The organism is Butyrivibrio sp. ob235, assembly GCF_900109475.1.
In the GTDB taxonomy this organism is placed as follows: domain Bacteria; phylum Bacillota; class Clostridia; order Lachnospirales; family Lachnospiraceae; genus Butyrivibrio.
Genome location: NZ_FOBE01000016.1, coordinates 80191 through 102049, shown reverse-complemented (window position 1 = coordinate 102049; position 21859 = coordinate 80191). Strand labels below are relative to the sequence as shown.

14 protein-coding genes are annotated in these 21859 nt (G+C 41.1%); 1 reads left to right on the top strand and 13 read right to left on the bottom strand.

Going from position 1 to position 21859, the window contains the following annotated elements:
• Positions 1-249: 249 nt before the first annotated feature.
• From BMW61_RS12330 to pdxR, 6 genes are all read right to left on the bottom strand, one after another.
• On the bottom strand, positions 250-1482 hold the full coding sequence (locus BMW61_RS12330; protein WP_175475185.1) for a leucine-rich repeat protein: 1233 nt from the start codon (positions 1480-1482) through the stop codon (positions 250-252).
• A 121-nt stretch (positions 1483-1603) separates the two neighbouring features.
• Complete coding sequence (locus BMW61_RS12325) at positions 1604-3748, bottom strand: leucine-rich repeat domain-containing protein (protein WP_091822353.1); 2145 nt, start codon at positions 3746-3748, stop codon at positions 1604-1606.
• A 216-nt stretch (positions 3749-3964) separates the two neighbouring features.
• A complete protein-coding gene (locus BMW61_RS12320; protein WP_022763286.1) occupies positions 3965-5062 on the bottom strand; it encodes a sugar kinase in 1098 nt (365 codons plus the stop codon).
• Between the two features lie 67 nt (positions 5063-5129).
• Positions 5130-6533, bottom strand: coding sequence for a glucuronate isomerase (gene uxaC / locus BMW61_RS12315; RefSeq protein WP_091822350.1), 1404 nt, complete (start codon positions 6531-6533; stop codon positions 5130-5132).
• A gap of 22 nt (positions 6534-6555) precedes the next feature.
• Positions 6556-7197, bottom strand: a complete 642-nt coding sequence (locus BMW61_RS12310; RefSeq protein ID WP_091822349.1) for a bifunctional 4-hydroxy-2-oxoglutarate aldolase/2-dehydro-3-deoxy-phosphogluconate aldolase — start codon at positions 7195-7197, stop codon at positions 6556-6558.
• Positions 7198-7314: 117 nt separating this feature from the next.
• Complete coding sequence (gene pdxR / locus BMW61_RS12305; protein ID WP_022763289.1) at positions 7315-8403, bottom strand: MocR-like pyridoxine biosynthesis transcription factor PdxR; 1089 nt, start codon at positions 8401-8403, stop codon at positions 7315-7317.
• A 146-nt stretch (positions 8404-8549) separates the two neighbouring features.
• Between pdxR and BMW61_RS12300 the strand changes: the two genes are divergently transcribed.
• Positions 8550-9236 carry an anaerobic ribonucleoside-triphosphate reductase activating protein gene (locus BMW61_RS12300; RefSeq protein ID WP_026497644.1) on the top strand — a complete coding sequence of 229 codons (687 nt, stop codon included), beginning with the start codon at positions 8550-8552 and terminating at the stop codon, positions 9234-9236.
• A 56-nt stretch (positions 9237-9292) separates the two neighbouring features.
• Here the strand turns inward: BMW61_RS12300 and BMW61_RS12295 are convergent, their stop codons facing one another.
• The 7 genes from BMW61_RS12295 to BMW61_RS12265 form a co-directional block, all read right to left on the bottom strand.
• The gene (locus BMW61_RS12295) at positions 9293-10501 is read right to left on the bottom strand and encodes an ion transporter (protein WP_242829886.1); all 1209 of its coding nucleotides are present in this window, start codon (positions 10499-10501) and stop codon (positions 9293-9295) included.
• Between the two features lie 17 nt (positions 10502-10518).
• Entirely contained in the window at positions 10519-13023 is a 2505-nt protein-coding gene (locus BMW61_RS12290) for an EAL domain-containing protein (RefSeq protein ID WP_091822343.1), read from the bottom strand.
• A gap of 130 nt (positions 13024-13153) precedes the next feature.
• Positions 13154-13603, bottom strand: coding sequence for an Hsp20/alpha crystallin family protein (locus BMW61_RS12285; RefSeq protein WP_091822340.1), 450 nt, complete (start codon positions 13601-13603; stop codon positions 13154-13156).
• A gap of 231 nt (positions 13604-13834) precedes the next feature.
• Positions 13835-15358 (bottom strand): alanine/glycine:cation symporter family protein, encoded by a 1524-nt coding sequence (locus tag BMW61_RS12280; protein WP_022763294.1) that lies wholly within the window; start codon positions 15356-15358, stop codon positions 13835-13837.
• A 22-nt stretch (positions 15359-15380) separates the two neighbouring features.
• Positions 15381-18788: a DegV family protein gene (locus BMW61_RS12275; RefSeq protein ID WP_091822338.1), complete on the bottom strand. Its 3408-nt coding sequence runs from the start codon at positions 18786-18788 to the stop codon at positions 15381-15383.
• Positions 18785-20836, bottom strand: coding sequence for a hybrid sensor histidine kinase/response regulator (locus BMW61_RS12270; RefSeq protein ID WP_091822335.1), 2052 nt, complete (start codon positions 20834-20836; stop codon positions 18785-18787). The genes BMW61_RS12275 and BMW61_RS12270 overlap by 4 nt, the downstream gene beginning before the upstream one ends.
• A gap of 16 nt (positions 20837-20852) precedes the next feature.
• Positions 20853-21740 carry a response regulator gene (locus tag BMW61_RS12265; RefSeq protein ID WP_049946049.1) on the bottom strand — a complete coding sequence of 296 codons (888 nt, stop codon included), beginning with the start codon at positions 21738-21740 and terminating at the stop codon, positions 20853-20855.
• Between the last annotated feature and the right edge of the window lie 119 nt (positions 21741-21859).

Sequence of the window (21859 nt, the reverse complement as noted above, 5' to 3'; positions counted from 1 at the left end):
GGCGAATGAAATCCGCGAGATGGATGATGAAGACCTTCTCGACATGGATTACTTTATGCATGAAGATGATGAATTCTTTGACGAGGTAGATTGGTAATTTAAAACCAACATACCTCCGCTTTGCGTGGCCCGGTCTTGTCCGGGCCTTTTAATTCAAGGTTTTGCCGCAAGGCGAAATTTCCTATTAAATAAAAAATGCGCCGAAAATTTTTTCCGACGCATTCTGTCATAATCACTTATTTCAAATAATTATTTACCAATCTTCTTAAGCTTTACTGAAGACATTCCAGACTTCTTCATAAGCTTCTTATACTTCTTATAGTTAGCCTTGGAAACCTTTACTACAAGCTTCTTGTCATTCTTGCTGAATGCTTTCTTACCGATTGAAGTAAGTGAAGCAGACTTAATTGTAACGGTCTTAAGCTTTTTGCTCTTTGCAAATGCTGATGCTCCGATAGTCTTCACGTTTGCACCAACTGTAACGCTCTTAAGCTTAGAGCAGTTATAAAGAGCCTTATCAGCTACTGAAGTTACCTTATACTCAACATTCTGGTGTGTTACACTGTCAGGAATATTTACTGACTTAACCTTCTTATCTGCAACTGTTACAAATGAAACCTCACCGTCAGCAGTTACTTTGTATGAATAGCCATTCTCTTCGAATTCTGTATCAAGAGCAGCTGTCTCTACTGTTTCAGCCTTCTTCTCAGTCTCAGGAGCCTTCTGCTCTGTCTCAGTAGTCTTCTGCTGATCTTCCTTCTTCTCTGTCGAAGGAGTAGTTGTTTCTTCCTTAGTTGTCTTCTCTTCCTCTTTTACAGGTGTAGGAGCAGGTGTCTCTTCCTCGTCAGCAGGCTTTTCCTCTGCTTTACCAAAATCAATTATAAGGTTAAAGCAATACTTACCACTATTTATTCCGGCATCAATACCAAACATAGCCTCTGCGCCAAAAAAAGGCATCAAAACGTCAGAAGCATGGTCTTCTCCCTGAGGAGTTGTCCGGTCAAGTAATTCACGTGTAATCAGTTTTTCATAAACACCAGTGGATGAACCTACATCGAAAATTGTTTTATTCTCATCCATTTCAAAATGAATGGTCTGTCCGGCTTCTTTATCAATAATAATATTACCTGCTGCTCTAACAACTTTACCATCCTTCCATTCAGGATTTACGGTAAAAATAGTGTTCTTACCAAAAAGCTCATTGTAATAATTCAGCACACTAATAAAAGCAATATTTTTTGCTTCCTGAGAAAGCTGGCTCATAGTTTCACCCTTATCAAGATCTTCGGAAGAAGGTTGTGTGCCCTTAAATACTTGAACTTTTTCTTTGGAAAAATCGATTACGACTGTATCAATAGATTCCTTAACTGTATTAGTAGATTCTTCGGCTGCGCTAGCCTGTGTCCCCACAAATGAGAGCATACTGGTTGCTACTGCAACAGCCATAAGTGTGTTGCAAATTCTCTTAACTACTTTTTTCATTAGTCCCTCCATTAAATAATTTAGTTGTCCCCTCAAGTCTTAAACATAATACGATATTACGTTTTTCTAAGCAATGCATTTTTTTACTAAAAAAGCGCCGGTATTATCCGACGCTTTTGTATTACTTTATCTTCTTAAGCTTTACAGAAATTTTTACCTTCTTAAGCATCTTCTTATATGATTTGTAACTTGTTTTAGGAACTTTAACTACAAGCTTCTTAGAATTCTTGAAGAATGCTTTCTTGCCGATTGTCTTAACTGAAGCAGATTTAATTGTTACGTTCTTAAGCTTTTTGCATTTAGCGAAAGCGGAAGCACCGATTGAAGTAATATTTTCACCAACAGTTACGCTTGTAAGCTTCTTGCAACCGCAAAGTGCCTTATCAGCAACAGCAGTTACTTTAAAGGTATTGTTCTGATAAACAACTGTATCCGGAATAGTTACTGACTTAGCTGTCTTATCCGTGATTCCAACAAATGCAACCTCATCAGCTGATGTTACCTTATATGAATAACCATTGTCCTCAAACTCTGTATCAACAGCAGGTGTTTCTACTGTCTCATTCTTCTTTTCTTTTGCAGGCTCTGTAGCTGTAGCAGATGTCTTTTCCTCTGCTTTGTTTTCTGCAGCCTTGTTCTCTTCTTTATTAAGTGGCTCCTCTTTAACAGGTGTGGGAACATCTGAGGTTTTCTCTTCTGAAGGCTTCTCCTCTTTTGCAGGCTCTTCCTTCTTCTCTTCCTCTACTGCAGGAGTCTCTTCCTCTGTCTTAGGCTCGTCCTTCTTCTCTTCCAAAGCCTTAGGATCGGGCTCACCAAATACTATCTGAAGCTTGAAGCTCCTCTCGCCGTTTTCATCTTCTATTGTATCCACTCCGTAATAGCCCTCTGCCGCCATAAAAGCACCTGCAGGATAATATTTTTTCTTCAAAAGGCTCTCTGTAATTACAAGTTCATATGTTCCTGATGCTGCACTTGCATCATAGGTTGTGCCGGTTGCATCAGTCTTCATATTGATAATCTGGTTAGCAGCACGGTTAAGAATCAAACGGCCCTCACCAGTGTTTTGATTCAACTCTGATTCAAATAAATCGTAATAGAAAAGCATTGCGGACAAGAAAAAAACATTTTTTTCTTCATCTGTCTCAGCAAGTTTCGCGATTTCATCAAAATCACCACTAGTTATAGGATGATTGAAGCGCTGTACTTTTTTCTCAGAAAAATCAATTAATACTGTGTTGTTAACTTCCTTATTATCTTCCTCAGTCTTGGGTTCTTCTTTCTTCTCTTCCTCAACCGCAGGAGTCTCTTCTGAAGGCTTTTCCTCTTCTTTCTTCTCTTCCTCAACTGCAGGAATCTCTTCTGAAGGCTTTTCCTCTTCTTTCTTCTCTTCCTCAACTGCAGGAATCTCTTCTGAAGGCTTTTCCTCTTCTTTCTTTTCTTCCTCAACTACAGGAGTCTCTTCTGAAGGTTTTTTCTCTTCCTTGTTCTCTTCCTCTACAGCAAGAGTCTCTTCCTCTACTGCGGGAGTCTCTTCCTCTACTGCGGGAGCATCCTCCTCTACTTTCAGAGCTTCACCAAAATTGATTCTTAATGTGAATCTAGGTGACTCTTCTTTGCCAAATCCGAAAACGGTATTAACACCATATAATTCATATGCGCTAAAGAGAGCCATATGAGCATCTTCTTCTGCAGACCCCTCGGAAGTTCCGGATGTTTTAAGCAGATCCTCATAGGTTATTACTGTTTCATATACCCCTGAAGCTTCTGATGCATCAAATACTGTTCCATTTTCATCAGCCTTGAACTTAATGTACTGACCTGCCGCTTCATCAATTATCATGCGTCCCTCAGCTGCTTCTCTACCACTCTCAAGTGTCATCTCAACACTAAACATATGATTATAGTTGTAAAGAGAATTGATGAACACAACATTCTTCGCTTCATCATTCAATTTCAAATCATCAATTTGGTCAAGCGCTTCTGTTGTTAGAGGCTTACCCTCGTATGTCTGAACTTTATTCTGTGAAAAATCGATATAAACAGTATCAACAATGTGACCATTTTGAATATCATAATAAGCCTTTGCTAATTCTGTTGCATAATCAAACGATCCAATATTGGTAAAGGGATTCTCTATCCCATACTCCTGTGCAACACCTGGCTCATCCTCAGCTGCCTGCGCCCCAATGCAAACATTAGAAAACATGCTAACTGCAACGGAAAGCGCAATTAGCATGTTACCCATACTACGTACTACCTTCTTCATTTCTGACTTCCTCCAACAAAACTTTTAAATATATAGCTCCCCTCAAAGCAATTGATAGAATACTTCAAATCAAAAAAAATCTCAATGCGATTTTTTACTAAAAAAGCGCCGGATTTTTCCAGCGCTTTTAACAGTTATTTCATTAACTTACAAATATTTTTGTTAACGATATATCATTTTGTGATTATTTTCAAAGTAACGTAATTACGTTAATAATTATCTTTTTACTCGTGCACCGGCACCACCCATAATAGCTTCTACTTCTGTAACAGTTGCCATTGTTGTATCTCCGGGTGTTGTCATAGCAAGTGCGCCATGCGCGGTTCCGTAGTTAACAGCCTTCTCTGCATCACCTGTGGTCATTAAACCATAAATCAGTCCTGATGCAAATGAATCACCGCCACCAACTCTGTCGAGAATTTCAAGACCGTTATAATCCTTGGCCTTATAAATCTGACCATCAGCCCAGCATAATGCAGACCAGTCATTAACAGTTGCTGTCCTTACGGTTCTAAGGGTTGTAGCAACCACCTTGAAGTTAGGATAAACCTTTGCTGCTTCATCTATCATCTTCTTATAGCCATCAAGATTGAGTTCCTTAAGGTTTGCATCGTTGCCTTCAATCTCAAATCCAAGGCAGGCTGTAAAGTCTTCCTCGTTGCCGATCATGACATCAACATACTTAGCGATTTCCTTGTTAACCTCCTGCGCCTTCTTCTGGCCACCGATTGCTGACCACATCGAAGCTCTGTAGTTAAGGTCGTAAGAAACAACAGTTCCATATTTTTTTGCTGTCTTTATTGCTTTAACAACTGTATCAGCAGACTGCTCAGAAAGTGCAGCATAGATACCGCCTGTGTGGAACCATCTTACTCCCAGCTCGCCAAAGATATAGTCAAAATCGAAGTCTTTATCTGTAGCCTGAGAAATCGCTGTATTAGCTCTGTCTGAGCAGGAAAGTGCTCCTCTTATGCCGAAGCCTCGCTCAACAAAGTTGAGTCCGTTTCTGCATTCACGTCCGATTCCGTCTGTCTTTTTCCAATTAATAAGTGAAGTATCAACACCGCCCTGAAGAATAAAGTCCTCTACCAGATGGCCTACTTCATTATCAGCAAAAGCGGTGATAACACCTGTAGTCATGCCAAAGCATCTGCGAAGTCCGCGGATTACATTATACTCTCCGCCTCCTTCCCATACTTTAAATTCCCTGGCGGTACGGATTCTACCTTCGCCGGGATCAAAACGGAGCATGATTTCTCCGAGTGAAACAGCGTCGTATTTGCAGTCGTTTTTTGATTTTAAGTTTAAGTTCATGGTTTCCTCCAAAACACCTCATCAGTCAGCTACGCTGACAGCTTCCCCTCAAGGGGAAGCCAGAGGTTTATAAGTTCAAATATTTTTTTGCATTTCTGCCACAGATATCCTTTACCATCTCGCAAAGGTATTCTTTGTCCCACGGGTATTCGCCGTTCTCTACCCAGGTTCCGATTTTGTTGCAGAGGATTCTTCTATAGAGTTCGTGCCTTGGGAATGATAAGAAGCTTCTGGAATCTGTAAGCATTCCGATGGAGGTTGATATAAGAGAAACATCAGCCATCGCATCAATCTGTCTTTCCATTCCGTTCTTGTGATCGCAGAACCACCAGGCAGCTCCAAGCTGCACTTTTCCTTTGATGCCGCTTTCATTGCCACAGAAATTGCCCGCCATTGAGGCAAGCATTTCTGTATCCTTAGGATTAAGGCAATACACAACTGCCTTCGGAAGTTCTTCCGTTAAATCCATCGCATTAAAAAGTGCTGAAAGCTGCGGAGCATAATTAAAATCATTTAGTGAATCAAAACCGGTGTCTGCACCTATAAGTTTCAAACACCTCTTGGAGTTACTCCTGAAAGCTCCTATGTGAAGCTGCATCACCACATCTTTACGGGCATACATCTTCCCGAGCTTTGTGAGCATATATCCCTTGTACTTACCACACTCCTCTTCGGTAAGTTCGGATCCTGCAAACTTCTTATCAAAAATCCATTCAACTTCTTCCTTCGTCGTATCAACAAAGAAAGTACTCTCAAGACTGTGATCCGAAACTCTGCAGCCATTTTCCAAAAAGAAATCAAGTCGCTTTTCCAGAGCTTCGAGTACAGAATCTACATCTCTGAGTATAACTCCCGCTGATTTGCATAGTCTCCCAAGATATTCCTGAAAATCAGCCTTCTCAATTCCCAGAGCCTTATCAGGTCTGAAGGACGGAAGTACCTGTATTTCAAAATTGTCTTCCCGGAGCTTTGTATGCCACTCGAGAGTATCAGCCGGATCATCAGTGGTACACAGAACTGATACCTTCTGCATCCTAAGCAGATTTCGCACGGAGTACTCCTTAGTGTGAAGCTTCTCATTGCAGGCATCCCAAATCTCTTTGGCAGTATCTGCTGAGAGCGTCTTTGTAATTCCGAAATATCTCTGAAGCTCCATATGCGTCCATTGATATAAAGGATTCCCTATAAGTCTCTGCACCGTGTCAGCCCAGGCAACAAATTTTTCATAGTAGTCTCCGTCACCAGTTATAAGTTTCTCCGGTACGCCATTTGCTCTCATAGCGCGCCACTTATAGTGATCTCCTGCAAGCCAGGCCTCGCCTATGTTGTCAAAACACTTATCCTCGTATATCTCCTTGGGACTTAAATGGTTGTGATAATCTATTATGGGTTCATCTTTTGCCGCTTCATGAAAAAGGGTTATCGCAGTCTCATTTCCAAGCAAAAAATTCTCATCCATGAATTTCTTCATAGTATTCATTCCTTCCGATTTATTAGCCTCTAACCTCTTTTACTATCTCAGCGGCCTGCCTTGTAAGCTCTTCAACTTTTGCAAAGTCTCCGGCTTTAATCAGATCATTTTTCACCATCCAGGTACCACCGCAGGCTACAATCTTCTTAAATGCCAGATAATCTCTAACATTATCCTTGTTGATACCGCCTGTGGGCATAAAAGTCAGATTAGTATAAGGTGCTGCAACAGCCTTGATCATTGGAAGGCCACCTGCAGGTTCTGCCGGGAAAAACTTAACAAAATCAAGTCCAAGCTCCATAGCCTGTTCCATCTCGGAAGGTGTCTGAGTTCCGGGAGTTATAGGATATCCCTTTTCAAGGCAATGTTTAACTACCGTGGGATTGAATCCCGGTGCCACAATAAATTTTGCGCCTGCAGCCATTGCTCTGTCTGCCTGCTCGGAAGTAAGGACTGTGCCTGCTCCGACAAGCATATCCGGAAAATCTTTTGACAAAATCCTTATTACTTCCTCTGCAGCAGCGGTTCTGAATGTCACCTCCGCAGCCGGAAGTTCGCCATTCATCAGCGCCTCTCCGAGTGCATGTGCATCCTTCGCATCTTCTAAAACAACGACAGGAATAATACCTATCTTTTCAAATTTTGCTTTTAATTCTTCGTACATTTTTCAGTGCTCCTTGTGTATGTCATTAAAACTCATACACAATACTAGATTTTCCCATGTACTTTTCACATTGTTGCATTTGTTCTTTGCATTGCAATTCTTGCTGTATTGCAATAATCACTTTTGGGACTGAGCACCTTTGCGGTTATATCTTCTGACTTTATTTATATGTCTCTCAAAATCGCCGCTTTCTATAAGCTCAGCGATTACCAGCTGATCCAGTGTTGGAACCGGACATTCGTAAAATCCAATTTTCTCTGAAAACGCACTTATGAGGTTCATCGGAAGAACCATATATGCGCATCTTGCATAGCTTCCGATCGTTCTCGTAAACGTATTTACATATATAACTCTCCCCTCTTCATCAAGAGAGAAAATCGTCTCTTCAGGTTTTCTGCTGGGTGTAAACTCGGATTCAAAATCATCCTCGATGATATATCCGTCCTTCTTTCTGCTCCACTTGAGGTACTCTCTCTTCTTGGCCGCCGAAGCAGTAACGCCACTCGGGAAGCTTCTGTAGGGAGTTATATGAAGAAGCTTCATTTTTCCGTTCCATAGTTCATCACTTTCAACGCCGTCGCTCCCGAGCTTTAGCATAAGAAGCTCCGCACCACCAGCCTCATAGACCTTTGCGATTTTCTGATATGACGGACTCTCGACGCCATATATAATGTCTCGTCCGAAGGTCTGCACTATAAGTCCGTACAAATACTCCGCACCTGCACCAATTATTATCTGTTCCGGGGAAACCTCAAGCCTTCTGGATCGTCCGAGGTAATTTGCAATTGCGCTTCTCAGTTCGTTCATACCGGTTTTAGGTGACTTTTCCATCACACGGCTGTCGTATTCGCTTAGAACTCTCCTGACGGTCTTTGCATAGATCGAATAAGAAAAAGCAGCCTCTCCAATATTTTTTGCAACACGAATCTTTTTACCGGGCATTACCGTTTTTTTCTCTGCCGAGCCTTTTCCTATATAAATCTCACTATCATCAAAAGACACAAAATACCCGCTCTTTTCTTTGGGAATGATATATCCTTCTTCCGCAAGAAGTTCGTAGGCATGCTCGATGGTTATGACACTGACTCCCATTGCCTCTGCCATAACACGCTTGGACGGGAGCTTACTTCCTGTCTCATACCTGCCTCCTATTATGTCTTCACGAACGTCTTCGTATACCTTTAAATACCTCTTTTGCTTATCCATTTTCATATTCTCCGGTTGTATATCTGGTTATATTAAAACATTACGTATTTACCATTTTTATACTATCAGTTTGATGATATATCATCCCTTCTTCATACGTCAATCAAGATTCCAAAACAGCTAAAAAGCTAGTATAATTAAGCATTATGAAAATACATGGCTTACAAAAAATGACATTACTTGATTATCCGTCAAAAGTTGCCGCAACCGTCTTTTTAGGCAGTTGCGATTTTCGCTGTCCTTTTTGTCATAATTTTGAACTGGTGGATGGAACGGCCGCTCCGATAATGGATGATGCTGAATTGTTTTCTTTTCTTGATAAAAGAAAAGGACTCCTTGACGGAGTCGTAATAACAGGCGGTGAACCCTGCCTCAATTCATCATTAAAAGATCTAATTATAAGAATAAAAGATATGGGATATCTCGTTAAACTTGATACTAACGGGAATCATCCCGATGTTCTTAAAGATTTACTTAGTGAAAACCTGGTTGATTACATCGCTATGGATGTTAAGAATTCACCGGAAAAATACAGTGATACCTGTGGGGTAAAAATCGATACAGAAGTAATCACTGAGAGCATCAATCTTATTATGAACTCCGGTGTAGATTATGAATTCAGAACTACAGCTATTAAAGAGTTTCATACTACAGAAGATTTTGCCAAAATCGGCGAATGGATTTGTGGTGCAAAGGCGTATTATTTACAGCAGTTTACAGAGCGTGATACTGTTCCGGATAAGAGGCTCAGTTCGCCGAGTGCGGAAGATATGGAGGCATATCGGCAGGCGGCGGAGAGATATATAAAAAATGTAATATTGAGAGGGCTTTAAGCTTCCCCCCTCATCCGTCAGCTTCGCTGACACCTTCCCCCAAAGGGGGAAGGCTTTTAGACTTCCACTTCATCCTCTTCAGGGAGGTGCACTCTTGAAATTACAATTATTGTATCGCCCTTTTGAAGTTTTACGCCGCCCTTGGGAATGACGGTTCTGGAGCCGCGTTTAATGGATAAAAGAATAGTCTGTCTGGGGAAATCAAGATCCCTGATAAAATGATCGCACCAGGGGTGAGTTTCTCCCAGTGTGACTTCTTTAAGATGCATCGGTACATCGTTTTTTATAGCCTCTGCCCCGATTACCACTTTATCTCCTGCTTCCAGTATTACATTTCCGTTTGGAATTATGGTATTACCATGTCTCTGTATCATGGCAATAAGCGCGCCGTGAGGAAGGTCAATGTCTCTTATCTTCTTATCAACCCACTTATCCTTCATTCCAAGCTGCACTTTAATAAAATGCATATCAATAGACTTTGCATAGTCTCCCATGTGCTTTAACTTTGTGTACTGTTCAACGAAACCTGCGGAAATAATACCTGTTGGAATGGCAACAATACCTACACCAAGGAATGCAAGCAGAATTCCGAAAACTTTTCCCAGAATTGTCTTAGGATAAATATCACCGTATCCGACTGTCAGTAGAGTAGATGCAGCCCACCAGATACCTGAAAAAGCATTCTCGAAAACATCAGGCTGAGCTTCATGCTCCAGAGAATACATGCAGAGACTGGATGCTAGCATCATAACGGCGATGATAAAAACCGAGGACAAAAGCTGCTGCGACTTACTCTTTATAACTTCTGTAATTACATTCAGTGAATCATAATAAGCATTGATTCTGAAGAGTCTGAATATCCTTGCCACTCTGAACATTCTGAAAGCAGCCGCTCCTGCAGGAAAGAAAAACGGCATGTAATACGGAAGAAAACTCAAAAGATCAATAATTCCGGAAAATGAGAAGAAATACAGAACAAGTGCCATGAAGTCTGATCTGTCAGGATACAGGCACTTGGAACATATTGCGCGTAAGATATAATCTATCGCAAAAAACAAAACAGTCCATTTCTCAATGCTGTTAAACACACCGCCGAAAGGGCCATTTATATTATCGAACGTAGAAAGGAAGGCTGCACCAAGATTCAATACCAGTGCACCCGTTCCTATAACATCATATGCAACACTTATGGTATCCCCAAGGTATCCGACGGATACCACCTTAAAGAGCTTTTCCCTAAGCTCCTCCCACTTTTCTTTTTCCACAACAATCTCCCGTTTATTTAATCATCTTTAACTTCATATAGAATAGCTTCTTCAGGCATAACAGGTCTGCAGAAATAATATCCCTGAATTATGTCAGCGCTGAAAAGGCGAAGCTTCTCAAACTGCCACTTTTCCTCAACACCTTCAACTATTACCTGCTTATCGATATCATGTACAAGCTGAATGACATCCTTTATGAAGGCTTCCTTACCTTCTACAAGATAACTGTCCACAAGTGATTTATCCAGTTTTACGTAGTCTACCGGAATATATGTAAGATATCCAAGAGAAGAATAGCCTGTTCCAAAATCATCCATCAGAAGTTTTATCCCCAGTTCTCTAAACTGCTGGAACAATTTATCAGCCTGTTCTGTTCTCTCAAGGAAAAGCCCCTCAGTTATTTCAATCTCAACGTACTTTCCGGGTATATTATACCGCGAAAGGAGGTCTCTGATAAAGTCCACATATCCGGTATCGCCAATCTGATTACTGGAAAAGTTTATGGAGACGGGATGAAGTTTATAGCCATCCTCTTTCCAGGCTGCAAGCTGCTTGATGACAAGTTCCGTAGTTACTCTTCCGAGTCTTCCAACCCAGCCGCTTGACTCTACAATCGGTATAAATACGTTAGGATAAAGGCCCGGCTCCTTCATTCTTACCAGAGCTTCAAATCCTGTAACTTCCTTGGTCATGGAGTTAACCTGGGGCTGATAAACCATGTAAAATCCGTCGTTATCAAAGGCATCCAGGATCTTTGCCTTGATCTTGTTTTCCTCACGGATCTTCTTCTTCATCTCCTCGGAATATCTGAAAGCCTTGTTTCTTCCGCGCTGCTTAGCTTCATACATAGCTATCTCGGCATTTATAATATGCTGATCAGGAAGCGTGGAACCATCGGAGACAGATATACCGATACTGCAGGATAGAATAATTGTCTCATCTCCTACAGGAATCGGTGTTCTGAACAGTTCAAGAATCTCATTTATTGTATCGGAATTCTCATCAAGCTGTTCCTTGGGTACCATGATAAGGAACTCATCGCCGCCGTATCTGGAGATCATCCAACTTCTCTCCTCAGCAATCTTCTCAAGAGAAAGCGACAGGTACTTAAGTATCTCATCGGCGAGCTGGTGTCCGTAAGTTTCATTGACATCCTTAAAATTATCAATGTCTATCATAAGAATTGAATAGACATGCTTAATTGTCAGATGTTCTCTAAGGTAGTCAACCGCACTTCTTCTGTTAAGAATATCAAGAAAATCATCATGCTCAGCCTGATACTTGATCTTCTCCTGTGTTTTTTCAAGTTCCTCCTTAGACTCTCTGAGTTCAAGATTGGTGGCTCTGCCGACAAGAACAGTAACATATGCCGACATGAGAAGGAATGCCATAGACAGGAAAATCATTCCAACAGCCGGGAATATCTTTCCATACATATCGAAGAAGGTCAGAGGTCTGTTGAATACTTCAGCATCCTTGGGAAGAAGCTTTTCATCTATACCGAATTTCTTCATGAGCTGATAGTCGAACTCTGAGGTATAGGGTGTTTCAATTGAAAGGAACTGCTCATCACCATGTCTGTTAGCAAGAAGGTCAGCCATCAATGCTCCCGCATAACTTGCCTGGGCAGTAAAATCCATGCCGACACTACCAAGAACACCATCACTCATGCCGCTTGAATAATTGCGCATAATCGGAACCTTGGTAGTTGCAGTTATAATATTGGTCATCTCATTTGTGGAATGAACCACTCCGGATGAATCCTTAAAGCAGGTCATATAAATGAGCACAGCATCACTGGGAATTGACTTTAATTCTTCATGCAATTTCTCAAAAGGAAGTTTAGCTATATTTATCTCATTAAAGGTATAGTCGGGATGCTTACTTTTCTCATGGTTATAAAGAACCATGTCAGCAAGGCCGGCAGGTGAATTATCATGTATGCCATAGTATACTTTTCTATCAGGCATCATCTTCATTGAAAGCTCTATTGTATTTGTAAGGTAATCATTTTCATAAAAGCCATACATTTCATAGCGCTCAACAGCCATCTGTGCCAGTGTCATGTTGTTGACACCAAAGAACACAACCGGAATATCCGTAAAGAGTTCTTCCTTATATTTCATGGCAAATTTAACAGCCTCATCGTCTGCCAGAATAACGCCATCATAATCATTTTTTAAATTAACTCTTTGAATAAAGTAATTGTGAAAAGTCTCGACATCCTCATTGGATGCATGCTTCTTGGCATCCATGAACATAACATCAAATTCTATACCGTTAGGATCGAGGCTCTGTCTAAGTCCCTCTATCTGCGGCTCAAATGTGTAATACTGGGAAGTATAAGAAGACAGCAAAAGAACTCGATGCTGGACCTCTCCTTTGTAAACAGGACCATCCATCGAGGTATTATCATCAGTCGTCACAAACTGCCGAAGGAACATGACGGCAACCAGCAGACAAATGACGCTAAGCACTATAAATACCGTACGTATTTTTTGCAGTACCGACTGTTTCGTCATAAAAACACCGACCCTTAGTGATATAGATAATTCTACCACTTTAAGGGCCGGTGCATTATTAACTAAGGCTTATGTATGTTTAAATATTGTTAAAGAATACATAAACAATTTATAAATCAATAACAATCTCTTATCCTTCGATCATTATTGTCTTCTTCTCAGGAACCTTCGCCTGTTCTTTCTTAGGTACATTGAGACTAAGTACGCCATGTCTGAAGGTTGCCTTGATATCTTCCTCAGTAATGTTATCTCCTACATAGAAGCTTCTCTGCATTGAGCCCTGATAGCGCTCCTGTCTGATGATCTTACCCTTATGGTTCTTCTCATCCTTATCAAGTCCCTTGGTGGCACTTATGGTAAGGTAACCATTGTCGAGTTCAAGGCTGATATCTTCCTTCTTAAAGCCGGGCAGATCAATATCTACTTCATAATGATCCTCATTGTCATGGACATCTGTCTTCATAAGCCTGTCGGCATGCCTGCCATAGAGCTTCCTCTCGGTGTTGTCAAACTCATTAAACATCGGGAAATCGAACCAGTTATCAAACAAATTCTCCTCAAAAATACTAGGCATCAACATAATAATTACCTCCTTATATATGAATGAAATTATAAACTTTGAGCAGCGGAACCGGAGTCATTACAATTATTATTGCTCCCTTTATTTCTGTTCCCTTGTTCTATAACTGTTATAACACTTGTTAGCACTCTTGTCAAGTGAGTGCTAATTATTTTTTTTAAATAATCCACATGCCTGAAAACATGCGGATTACAGCGACTCGTCACTTTGAAATGTTGAATTTCATCATCACTAATATGCCCCCTTATTTATCGCACGAATTGCTTCCGACTGAATATCACGATTATATGATAGCATAGGTGCAACATCTTTTCCCCTTACTCTCCTGTCCGCATAATTGCGTGTAAGCTTTACGACAAGCGGTGATAAAACAAGAACGCCTATAAGATTAGGTATCATCATAAGTCCATTGAAGGTATCGGAAATATCCCAGACAAGAGATGATTCCATTACAGCTCCAAAGACCATAAGAATAATAAATATAAATCGGTATATTTTCGCCCACGTAACACCGATCAGATATTCCACAACTTTCGCTCCGTAATATGACCATCCCATAACAGTTGTAAATGCAAATAACGTTATTATAATAACCACAAATATTTCTCCGGGGCGACCAAGTACCTGGTTAAAAGCATGTGCAACCAAAGTTGCATCATCAGTACCTACTACAGTCAGACCTGTATTAAGATCAATCGCGCCTGAACTCAGTACTACAATTGCAGTAATTGTACAGATAATAATGGTATCCAGAAATACTTCTGCCATTCCCCACATCCCCTGCTTCACAGGTTCCCTGGCACAGGTATTAACATGAGCCATTACTGAAGAGCCGAGTCCTGCTTCGTTTGAGAAGACACCTCTCTTACATCCGCTTTTTATTGTATTCATCGCTACCTGGACCGCTGTCCCAACCGCTCCGCCTTTCAAGGCATCAGGACCAAGTGCAAAGTGAAATATCGATCTGAATACAGCCGGAATAGCCTCGATATTGCATAAGATAATGATTAGGCACCCGGCAATATAAGCTATTGACATTACAGGTACCAGTGTCTCGGAGACATACGCCAGTCGTCTGAATCCTCCCATTATAATCACAGCTCCGACAAGCATAAGTACAACGCCAATCCACCAGTCCAATATAGGGGCACCCCAGAAGGTTCCCATATCAACATCGGCAAGAAATGCGGCCTCCATATTTAGTGTTATCTTATTTATCTGACTGAGATTCCCTATTCCAAAGGATGCAAGTACTGTAAAAATACAGAAGGCAACAGCCAGTATTTTTCCAATCTGCTTACATTTTTTTATACTTCCAAGTCCGTCTTCAAGGTAATACATAGGGCCTCCGGACCATGCACCTTCAGAATTTCTTCTCCTGTAATATAGTCCCAGTACGTTTTCCGAGTACTTGGTCATCATCCCAAGAAATGCCGCTATCCACATCCAAAATACAGCTCCCGGTCCTCCTACGCAGATAGCCGTGGATACTCCCGCAATATTTCCTGTACCTATTGTTGAGCAAAGTGCCATACAAAATGCACGAAACTGTGACAAAGCACCTGCATCATTGATAATGCGGGCTTCACCCTTTATCGCTCCAAATGTCTTTCCCCACCAGTGACGTAAATGCGCAACCTGAAAAACACCGGTAATAAACGTGCAAATCAGACCGGTACCAAGCAAAAGTACCAGTCCGAAAGTTCCCCATGCAAAGGAATTAACCGCATCATTAATCCGAGTGATAGTTTCCATAATAATTTACAGATCCTTTCAATTACTGAGGATTAATCAGATTTGTGATTCCATCATAGTCATACTTCGAAGCAAATTTTTTTATCTCAGCAATTTTATCTTTATCCTCATTAGGCACGTCATAATCAGAAAGTTCCAAAAGCGCCTCTTCTATGGCGTCGCTGTCCATATTATCTGCAGCTTCCGCAACGGCCTCATAAACACTCTCCATAAGGAAAGCATCCGCCATCGGCTTTGTCTCGCCGGCATCACTGCTGCTTTCCTTGCTTTCATAAAGCGGTGAAAGTATATTGGTATATTCCAGATACTTTTCCATAAAATCTTCATAGTTATCACGTATAAATTCTATGTTTCCTTCTTTCCCTGCCATCTCAAGGGCTTCCGCCTTCTTTGACAGTTCCATGGCCCCAACCAGCTTAGAAGAACTCTTTAATGCATGTATTTTAATCGTGAAGTTTTGCCAGTCCTCACCTTCAAATGCATTCTTTAATTCTTCTGATCTTTCATCTATGGAATCATAGAATATTTTCAGTACCATTTTAAAGGAATCCTCGGAACCGCTGTTTTGTATAGCAATTTCTCCATCTATCCCTTCAAGACTCTCATACCAGGCGGGCTCATCACTCTCAGCTGCCCCCGCCCCTTTCGCGGTGCTTTCGGCACCTGTGTTAGTGGCTGCCTGCTCTTCAATATCATTCATAATGCCCTCATCCATATCTACCGGAAGTATGGATGAAACATTATAAGATTTATTACCCTTAATAAAATACAGAATACCAAAAGAGCCGGGGCCGCAGTTTGAAGAAATTGCAGCAGAAGCCTGTTGGAATACCACATTTTCGAAATAAGCAAAGCGACTGATTTCCTTCTTGATTCTAAGAAGTGTATCTTCATCAAGGTCAACATAGGTAATAAATACAACGTCGGAATCCGGAATCTGATCAACCGGGAAGGCTCTTCTGATATAGCTTTTGTATGCAGTCCATCTGTTTCCTATCATAAGTCCGCCTATTCCCGTCAGATCATCCTTGATTTTAAGGCAGGGTCTGATGCTCATAGATTCTGCCACTCTGTTCATACCGGCACTTATACGGCCGTTACGCATCATGAAATCAGTGCTGTCAACAATAAAGCTACACTTAAGCCTTTTCTTTACATACTCAAGTTCGGCTACAATCTCTTCTACCGGTGTATCCCTTTGTGCGAGCTTAATTGCTATAAGTACAAGTATTCCAAGTGTACTGGAAAGTGATTCTGAATTGATTACCGTCACATTATCAAAAGCTTTTGAAGCCTCCATAGCTCTGTAATAATCATCGCTCATGCTGGTAGTAAGCGCGATATATATCATATGATGTGCTGAACGCAACTGGTCCGCAAAGAATTCCGTGTATTCCAGGGTTTCAGGAGGTGATGAAAGTGCTTTTTTACCACTTTTAATATATTTTACAAGCTCATCAGCACCGATCTGTATACCATCCTTGAAAATACCGTCCTCTGTCTTAATAACAAACGGAAGTATCGGAAGTCTGGAATCACGCATCACCACATCTGGCAAATCACACATACTGCTGGTTCCGATAATAACCGGTGCTTTTCTGCTATACCCCGCAGTAGCATTTGTGCTTCCCTCCATACGCTGAGCACGATTTTTGATATTCAGTTTTTCAGTCGGAATATGATGAATGAGCGTCTCTTCAAGAGCATCACCGGATACGGGCTTTATAAGATACCCATCAAATCCCGAATGATTGTAGAGCTCCTTGTTTTCGCTTCCGGCATTTGCAGTTAAAACAACAACGGAGGTCATCTGATTAAGACCACCAACCTGCGAACGAATTCCTTTCAGGCATTCTATACCATCCATTTCAGGCATCAGATGATCCATAAGAATAACATCGTAGTGTGTCTTTAATGTCGCTTCAAGCGCATCCTTACCGCTGATTGCAGTATCTACGCGCATTTTTGTACCAAGAAGAAGCTTTTTCTCAACTTCGAGGTTCATAATATTGTCATCTACTATAAGTACACAAGCATCCGGAGCGGTAAAGCGGCTTTCGTAAGCATGCTTTTTAACCTTACCGAAATTCTGAATACTCAGTTCTCCAATAGCTGAGGAATCGGATACTCCCTGCTTGAGCATTACATTAAAGGTAGTGCCTTCACCATAAACACTGTTAACTGATATGGTTCCGTTCATGAGCTCCACAAGCTGTTTTACGATACTAAGACCCAATCCCGTACCTTCTATATGTCTGTTTTTCTCTTCATCAACTCGCTTGAAAGCATCAAAAAGATAGGGTATGGCATCTTTTTTTATACCCATTCCCGTATCAGTTACAGAGATGCGAAGCATTACAAAATCATCACCGGCTACTTCGCTCTCTATATGCAGTCCAACAGATCCTTCCTTTGTATATTTGACTGCATTATTTAACAGATTGATAAGAATCTGCTTTATGCGCACTTCATCACCGTAAAGGACACTCGGCACACCGGGGTCTACACTGACATCCATTTTTAAGCCTTTTTCCTGAGCGCGAAGCCAGACCATATTTACAATCTCTGACATCATATCGCCCACCCTGTAATCTACCTGGACGATATCCATACTGCCGGCTTCCATCTTGGAAAAGTCCAAAATATCATTTATAAGTGCAAGCAGCATCTTTCCCGCACCCTGAATACCTGTTGCATCCTTTACTACTTCATCGGATATATTTTCTTCTCTGAGAATCAGCTCATTTAAGCCAAGAATGGAATTTATAGGAGTCCTGATCTCATGGCTCATACTTGAAAAGAAACGATTCTGTGAACGGTTTAATTCCTCTGCTCTCTCTGCTTCCTTTCGTGCCCTCTCATTTTCCTGGTTAAACATTCTGTTCTGGAATAAGACCATGACAAAGCAGACAAGGCTGACCAGCATCAGTGAAAGGAATGAATCCATATAGAACATTGCCCGGCTATGCTGCGGAACCAGTTCCGGATGGAAATACTCCACAAGATAACATAAAAGTGAAAGAATAAACAAAAGTGTCAGCATTATAACTCGCCATATACCGGATATTACAAGTCCCACGTACATGAAAGCAAAAATAATCCAAAGGACACCCCCGCCTTCTACACCGCCGCCAAAGAAAAATATTCCGGGCAGAATGGCAAATACCACCCCGATAATTATAAGTCTGATTGCAATCTGAATTTTGTTCCTATAAAGGCATGAAAAGGTTACAGCCGGAACTAATATGATAGTGGCTGTCAGAATAATTATCTCGTATATGTTTTCACCGATAATAATATCCGCGATAAGTGCCATAGCTACAGCAATATCGGAAATTATCGTAAGAAGCACAAAGATTCTCTCTGAAAAATTGCGCTCAGTATCACTTATCATTGAAAACAGTTTCTTTATCTTCTTAAAAAATGTCATTGCTTAGCACCTCCCTCGGTAGATCCCGTCCGGGAAAGGACACGTGACATTACGCGTTCAAACTCAATAAGATTGATGGGTTTTCCTACAAAACCATCGAAGCCCTCATTAGCGAACATTTCTCTTGCTCCGGAAACCACATTGGCTGTAAGTGCTATTACAGTAATTGTTCTGCCCTTTTCTTCCGCAGCAAATTTAATTCGATGCATAGCCTCAACGCCATCCATTTCAGGCATCATATGATCCATAAATACTATGTCATAATCATTATTCTTGAATTTAGTAATAGCTTCTTTACCGCTTTTTGCAGTTTCTATGACCATTCCATAGTCTTCAAACAGGCCGGTTGCCACAACCAAATTCATCGGCTCATCGTCTACAACGAGCGCTTTAAGGCCGCTTATGTTCGGACGCTCAACCGAATCAATAAGCTCGATGTCTTCAGCATTAAGTCCCTCGTTTAGGATTTTAACAACAGGATACGCATAAAGAGGCTTAGGCATTATCATTACGCGGCTTCCGGGATTTGTCTTAAAGCCATGATCTGCGGATACGGCAATAACTACATCGCCTTTACTAAGTTCATCGAAATATTCAGAATTCTCCAGATATTCCTCCTGCCCCATAAAAATGAATGTCACGTTAAGCTTTTGCCTGAGCCTCTCAATATCGTGTATTGTTTCAGCAGGATAAAGCGGCACATGAATACCTGCCGCAAGATTAGTAGCCATTGCACGGTAAAAATCGCGCACCTTCGCTACAAGGTACTTATCAGATCTTACATGGAACAAAATATCACCGCTAAAGGAATCATCTATTTTCAGACATGGTGTTGCATCCACTACCTTCTGAGGGATTGTAACTCTGACGGTAGTACCTTTTCCGATGTCGCTCTCTATTTTCACAAATCCATCCATTCTGTGGACGAATCCGTATACAATAGACAGTCCAAGGCCCACACCGCCTGAACTTCTGTTTCTTTTCTTATTTGCCTGGTACAATCCGTTGGATGCTGTCGCAATTGCTTTACGACTCATTCCGATTCCGGTATCCGTAACCTCAATGCACAGATTTACACCGTATTCCATCTTTTCCGAAAAAAGTCTGACGAAGATTCCGCCCTGCCTTGTGAATTTCAGGGCATTTCCCAAGAGATGGTGGAATATTTTATGAAGCTTTTTTACATCACCACACATCATAGTCGGAACGTCGGGTGACATATCAACTATGAGTTCAAGATCTGTATTATCTGCTTCCATGCGGAAACTGGTTACCACGTCATTTATAAGCGACGTACTCATATAGTTTTCTTCTTCCAGAATCATCGCGCTTCTTCTGGTTTCGGTGTAGTCCTGAATGTCCTCAATCTGACTGGACAGACGTACTCCGGCTTCTTTAATTGCCTCTGCATCTCTTGACTGACCTCTTTTCAGAATAAGCTCAGACATTCCGTTAACAACATTTACAGGGGTTCGAAGCTCATGGGAAATATTGGACAGAAAGTCCTCGATATCGCGGTCATATGCATCGATATAATCATCTTTCAGCTCCAGCAGTTCTTTCATTTCCAGTCTTCCATGTATGGATTTACGGCAGCCGGTATAAACGTAAAGAACAGCAACAAAATGGAGCAGTGTTCTGGATATTGTAAGGAAATCAAAGACCACTGTGGTCCCGATTATTCCGAGCCAAATCTGTATCAAAAATAAAAAAACATACTCCGCAAGAAGTAAGTTCATCATGTAAATGCGGTCCAAAAGGGAATAAGCTACCATCACAAAACAAACGACGATTGCTATATCTACATAACTTGTCTCATGAACACCATGAAAAAAGACTGCCATCATCGCATAAAGAAGATAGCAGACTTCACGTATGCTTTCCTCAGGTTTCTCGGTAATATGCATGACCCATAAAGCTACAGTTCCGATAACAATAAGAGGTGGAACCCAAAACTCCCACCCAAGCGCTATACCCTCAAAGAGCATTGCAATGCAGGATATTGAAACCAATGAGATAATATATATATTATTGCTTTTTCGGTCCATGCATTTACCTCTCGAATCAGCTCCTTAACTTTTCTTCCAGGATGGCAAGAAGATTCTCACTTGTTGTGGATTTCAGAATATAGCCAGAGGGCTTAAGCTCCATTACACGCTTAACACCTTCCCTGGAGCTCACTCCCGTAAGAAACACTACGGGTATGTCTTTTGTTGCAGGCTCCTGCCTCAGCATCTGAAGCACCTGCGGTCCATCCACAACCGGCATTTCGTAATCCAGAAGAATAAGATCTACCGGCTTCTTCAAAAGGAATGTGATTGCCTGCATTCCGGCAGTCACTACATCGGTTTTATATTTATCCTTAATCCAGGACTTTACCATTCCCGCATATGAGGGATCATCATCAACTATAAGAATTTTCTTTCTGACATCCTGTTCTGCTTCATTTAGCATCATAACGGCATCTCTGTCATCACCCAGTACAGCCTCTTCACTCTCACCGTTTTGTGCTCTTTCTTCGGCAGCCTGCTGTTCCTTGACTTTTTTATCAAGTCTTTTCATATAGTCTGTCATCTCTTCTTCAACAGCCAGAACAAAAGCTTCCGGTTCTACAGGACGAATCATCCATCTGTATGAAACAAGCTCAGGAAACTCACGAAGCATTTTCTCCTTATCGCCGGCTTCTGCTATAAAGATCATATTGCAATCGTGATCCTTGACCTGGTCTTTTATCAGTATCATGTTTTTCTTACCATTTTTAACATCAAGAATGTCCTGTGGATTATAAACAACAAAAACAGCTGCATCCCTGACGCAGTTATCTATTTTATCAAAATCTTCAACTATAGAAATTGTTTCGAAACGTTCCGCTTTGATTTTCTTTTCCAGCCCGCTTATAACAATGCTGGATTTTTCCATCAGAAAAACAACACTCTTTTCAATCTTGCTCATTTATATCCCTCCGCCCAAAAATCATCTAATACTACTTTCAGGTCTTGGTAATACACTTACTCCATAATAAAATTATATAGTATCCCACGTTTCTATAAGCATGACATTTTTGTATAGTT